Here is a 4,542-nt window from a genome sequence, read left to right as displayed (position 1 = left end):
TTGAAATCCGTCATCGTTCCGTCCGTCCAATCTCCGCCAAGCATGCTCAAGCTTCACGATTTTTGCAACAGAGCCCACACGAGTATTGAGCATAGTCGAGATTGGTGCAGATCACTTCTGATATTGAACTGTCAGGAGCTGGCTGCACAACAGCCATTACGCCCAATCAACTGGTGCAGTCGTCTTCTGAAAATGACATTTGGTATCTCTCATAAACGGATGTTTTTGAGAGAACTATCTTCGGCCTTCACACGCACGAAAGGCGGCGAAGCTCCGCCGTTAATCCGTCCGCCGGAGATCTCGCCCAGGCAGGCTGAAGGCCGAGCAAGCCTGACAGGCCCGAAAAGCCCGGCACGGGCGTCGGCGGCGATGACGGCGGCGGCATTATCCAGGGTTGATGATGGAAGTGGAGGATATCGACAACCTCTCGCGCAACCAAGACATCGCGGTCGGACTGCAAGTGATCTTGAAGCCACGGGCCCGTCCCACCCCGACATGGACCTCGATGCCCGAACGGACGTTAGATTTCGAGTTCTAGGCGTTCTGCGATGAAGGTTGGATCCCAGCCGGGATTGAAAGTGTCGACGTGGGTGAATCCGAGCCGCTCGTATAGGCCACGCAGGTTCGGGTGGCAGTCGAGCCGCAGCTTGGCGCACCCCTGCGTTCGCGCGGCATGGCGGCAAGCCTCGATCAGCGCGGAGCTGACACCCCGGCCCGCATGTGTCCGTCGCACCGCGAGCTTGTGCAGATATGCGGCCTCCCCCTTGAGGGCGTCGGGCCAGAACTCGGGATCCTCGGCCGACAAGGTGCAACAGCCGACGATGCCGTCGCTGCAACTCGCGACTAGGAGCTCGGATCTCAGGACGAAGGTCTCCGCGAATGTCCGGTCGATCCGCGCGACGTCCCAGGCGGGCGTTCCCTTGGCGGACATCCACGCCGCAGCGTCGTGCATCAGCCGCACAACCTCGTCGATATCACCCGAGCAGGCGACCCGAACGTTCGGAGGCTCCTCGCTGTCCATTCGCTCCCCTGGCGCGGTATGAACCGCCGCCTCATAGTGCAGTTTGATCCTGACGAGCCCAGCATGTCTGCGCCCACCTTCGCGGAACCTGACCAGGGTCCGCTAGCGGGCGGCCGGAAGGTGAATGCTAGGCATGATCTAACCCTCGGTCTCTGGCGTCGCGACTGCGAAATTTCGCGAGGGTTTCCGAGAAGGTGATTGCGCTTCGCAGATCTCCAGGCGCGTGGGTGCGGACGTAGTCAGCGCCATTGCCGATCGCGTGAAGTTCCGCCGCAAGGCTCGCTGGACCCAGATCCTTTACAGGAAGGCCAACGGTGGCGCCCAAGAAGGATTTCCGCGACACCGAGACCAATAGCGGAAGCCCCAACGCCGACTTCAGCTTTTGAAGGTTCGACAGCACGTGCAGCGATGTTTCCGGTGCGGGGCTCAAGAAAAATCCCATCCCCGGATCGAGGATGAGCCGGTCGGCAGCGACCCCGCTCCGTCGCAAGGCGGAAACCCGCGCCTCGAAGAACCGCACAATCTCGTCGAGCGCGTCTTCGGGTCGAAGGTGACCGGTGCGGGTGGCGATGCCATCCCGCTGCGCTGAGTGCATAACCACCAGCCTGCAGTCCGCCTCAGCAATATCGGGATAGAGCGCAGGGTCAGGAAATCCTTGGATATCGTTCAGGTAGCCCACGCCGCGCTTGAGCGCATAGCGCTGGGTTTCCGGTTGGAAGCTGTCGATTGAAACACGGTGCATCTGATCGGACAGGGCGTCTAAGAGCGGCGCAATACGTCTGATCTCATCGGCCGGCGATACAGGCCTCGCGTCCGGATGGCTGGCGGCCGGTCCGACATCCACGACGTCTGATCCGACTCGCAGCATTTCGATCGCCGCGGTGACAGCGCCGGCGGGGTCTAGCCGCCGGCTCTCATCGAAGAAGGAGTCCTCGGTGAGATTCAGAATGCCGAACACCGTCACCATGGCGTCGGCCTCCGCAGCGACTTCCACGATGGGGATCGGGCGAGCAAAAAGGCAGCAATTATGAGCCCCATACCTACAAAGCCCCACGCATCAAGCTTTTGCCCATGAAGCAACCAGGCAATGGCTGTAATTATGACGACGCCGAGTCCCGACCAGACTGCATAAGCAACACCGACAGGGATGGATTTCAGAACCAGAGAAAGAAAATAAAATGCGATGCCATAACCGATTATGACAACGGCGGAAGGGGCAAGCTTAGTAAAGCCCTCGCTAGATTTTAATGCGGATGTTGCGATTACTTCGCCAACTATTGCGATAACAAGAAAAAGCCAGCCTTTCATGATATATCTCCCAATTTGTGTAGGGCTTATTATGCACGCTTAAAAATAATAAAAGCAGACTTGACCTGATAGTTTGGCTGTGAGCAATTATGTGCTTAGTGCATCTAACGCCGCCATAAACGGCGACAGGGTGGCGCGCCTATTGCGCATAAAATGGCGAAGCCATGCGCAACAGGCGCGGAATCTCTGGCGTCCGGTTTGATGGCTTTGTTATGCAAAGGACTAGTCTTCAATGACGTGTAAACCACGGCGCTTTAAGTCCTCTAACGAATCCAACATTCCCCTTATTAATTCAACAGGATGCCCCTCCCAGTCTTCAACAACGCCAACAATTCTCAAGGGTTCGCAGGTTCTATAGGACTGTGTTGGATTACCGGGAAATTTTTTGTTCGTAAGATTCGGATCGTCTTCGAACGGTCCTGTTGGCTCAACTATGTATATGTAGCCGCGACCCTCGAGGCCAGACAGTGACATAGCAAGTTCAGCTCCCCAAACTGCTGGCTCCATCAAGGCTGAAAAGTAGATGTGCTTAAGAATACGACCGTCCTCGAAATGAGAGATGAACCCTGTGGTTAGCAAGTCACCAATCGCCAAATTGGCTTTGGTTCCATGATAGAACGGTCCTTGCACCTGCTTGTAATTATCATGAGAGATGGGAATCCAATCTTTTACCATTTTAAGACCCTTAATTGTTGGGATTTGGCTGCATAACACCTGAATTAAGCCGCGCCGCGAAGCGGCGTCGGCTTGAATGAGTTGTTAGGCAACACCGCGCTTTCTCTCGAAGGCTTGTCGTGTTTGAACCATGTAAACCGCCGGCCCGTCAGGCGTGGTGATGATCTTCTCCCGCACGAATCCTGCCTTCTCATAGCAGCGTATGGCTCGATGGTTGTTCGGAGTCGGGTCGGTCTGAATCTTCGTCACGGTGGGGTCCGAGAACAGTAGTTCAACGAGAGCGCGGACAAGCCTTGTTCCTAGGCCTTTGTTCAACTGTGTCGGGTCAGCCAGAAACTGGTCTATTCCTCGCACTCCTGGATCAGTTTCATCTTCCCACCAGCCATCACCGCTTCCGAGCGCGACGTACGACTGAGCATAGCCGATCGGTTCCTCGCCCAGCATTGCGATGTACGGTGTTACGGACTCTTCCGCCATCGCTCTGGGCAGGTAGTGTTCCAGCACTTCATCAAGAGTCGGTCGCTCTTCGTCACCACCCCACCACTCAACGATGTGCGGCCGGTTGAGCCAATCATGGAGCATCGGCAGGTCGCGCTCGGTCATGAGGCGAAGAGTTATGGGGGGGGGTGCTCGCGGACATGAAATGGTCGCTCTGTGCTGCCTAACGCCTCAATCAGCCGACGCGTTAGCGTTCGGCTGGATTGATTTGTTAGAGGCTGTCTCAGCCAGACTTTTGGTGTGTTTTAACAGCGCTATATCCCCGATTTTCCCATGGCCAGGAATTACTATCTGGGCTTCTGAGTACCTAGACAGAGCATTCTGAGCTGATCGGGACCATTGATCAATATGGGCTTCACCAGTGTAGCCTAACCCCTCGGAATCAAGGCTACGCACAAAACAGCCGCCAAATAAGATTTTCGACTTTGGCAACCACACCACTACGTTGTCTATTGTATGACCACCTCCTGGATAAAATACTTCGATAAGGCCGTCAACCAATGTGGACTCATTTCCTTTCAAGGTGTATTTCGCTGGCTCTTTTTTATTTTCTTTCAAGAGATGGTTGGTTGAAGTCGTGGCATACGTAGAAATTGATTGGTCATTAAGCCATTTAATTCCTGCGGTTCTATCCTCATGCCAATGAGTAGAAACACTCCCCAGTAGCTCATAACCATTTTTACGAATCCAATGTACGAGCGTTTCTGTATCTCGGTCTGACCAAGGTGTATCAACAATGAAAGCATTACCCTTATCTATGACAACAAGGCCGTTTGAACTGACCAAACCAAACCCATTCACACGACTGTATGATGTGTGCAAAAAGATGTTCTCTTTTACTTTCTCGATTCTTAGCTCAGGTACCTCGTCGTTAGCAAGCGAAGACAAGCTGAATAGAAGTAATAACGCTGTAAAATGTGTTCTCATTCGATTTTTCCCTCTAACTTTGTTTTAGGGCGACTGCCCTGCTGCGTAACATCGTTGCTGCTCCATAACATCAAACATCGACCCACGGCGTAACGCGCTTGCTGCTTGGATGC

6 protein-coding genes are annotated in these 4,542 nt (G+C 54.4%); all 6 read right to left on the bottom strand.

Going from position 1 to position 4,542, the window contains the following annotated elements; all coding sequences use genetic code 11:
- Window positions 1-520: 520 nt before the first annotated feature.
- Entirely contained in the window at window positions 521-1,021 is a 501-nt protein-coding gene (locus tag EGJ86_RS24615) for a GNAT family N-acetyltransferase (RefSeq protein ID WP_000376623.1), read from the bottom strand.
- 127 nt (window positions 1,022-1,148) lie between these two features.
- Entirely contained in the window at window positions 1,149-1,988 is an 840-nt protein-coding gene (gene sul1, locus EGJ86_RS24605) for a sulfonamide-resistant dihydropteroate synthase Sul1 (protein ID WP_000259031.1), read from the bottom strand.
- Complete coding sequence (locus tag EGJ86_RS24600; protein ID WP_000679427.1) at window positions 1,982-2,329, bottom strand: quaternary ammonium compound efflux SMR transporter QacE delta 1; 348 nt, start codon at window positions 2,327-2,329, stop codon at window positions 1,982-1,984. The genes sul1 and EGJ86_RS24600 overlap by 7 nt, the downstream gene beginning before the upstream one ends.
- Before the next feature lie 222 nt (window positions 2,330-2,551).
- Window positions 2,552-3,004 (bottom strand): NAD(+)--rifampin ADP-ribosyltransferase Arr-2, encoded by a 453-nt coding sequence (locus EGJ86_RS24595; protein WP_000237816.1) that lies wholly within the window; start codon window positions 3,002-3,004, stop codon window positions 2,552-2,554.
- A gap of 84 nt (window positions 3,005-3,088) precedes the next feature.
- Window positions 3,089-3,649 carry an AacA4 family aminoglycoside N(6')-acetyltransferase gene (locus EGJ86_RS24590; protein ID WP_256672511.1) on the bottom strand — a complete coding sequence of 187 codons (561 nt, stop codon included), beginning with the start codon at window positions 3,647-3,649 and terminating at the stop codon, window positions 3,089-3,091.
- Window positions 3,650-3,673: 24 nt separating this feature from the next.
- Window positions 3,674-4,429 carry a subclass B1 metallo-beta-lactamase DIM-1 gene (locus tag EGJ86_RS24585; RefSeq protein ID WP_063860203.1) on the bottom strand — a complete coding sequence of 252 codons (756 nt, stop codon included), beginning with the start codon at window positions 4,427-4,429 and terminating at the stop codon, window positions 3,674-3,676.
- Between the last annotated feature and the right edge of the window lie 113 nt (window positions 4,430-4,542).

The organism is Pseudomonas sp. o96-267, assembly GCF_003935465.1.
GTDB classification, from domain to species: Bacteria; Pseudomonadota; Gammaproteobacteria; order Pseudomonadales; family Pseudomonadaceae; genus Aquipseudomonas; species Aquipseudomonas sediminis.
Note: the sequence above shows the minus strand (reverse complement) of the source record. Positions and strands in the feature narration are given on the sequence as shown.

What these genes read in the sequence shown, in the direction of transcription:
- EGJ86_RS24600 (WP_000679427.1), bottom strand. Translation starts at nt 2,329, where the DNA reads ATGAAAGGCTGGCTTTTTCTTGTTATCGCAATAGTTGGCGAAGTAATC.
- sul1 (WP_000259031.1), bottom strand. Translation starts at nt 1,988, where the DNA reads ATGGTGACGGTGTTCGGCATTCTGAATCTCACCGAGGACTCCTTCTTC.
- EGJ86_RS24595 (WP_000237816.1), bottom strand. Translation starts at nt 3,004, where the DNA reads ATGGTAAAAGATTGGATTCCCATCTCTCATGATAATTACAAGCAGGTG.
- EGJ86_RS24585 (WP_063860203.1), bottom strand. Translation starts at nt 4,429, where the DNA reads ATGAGAACACATTTTACAGCGTTATTACTTCTATTCAGCTTGTCTTCG.
- EGJ86_RS24615 (WP_000376623.1), bottom strand. Translation starts at nt 1,021, where the DNA reads ATGGACAGCGAGGAGCCTCCGAACGTTCGGGTCGCCTGCTCGGGTGAT.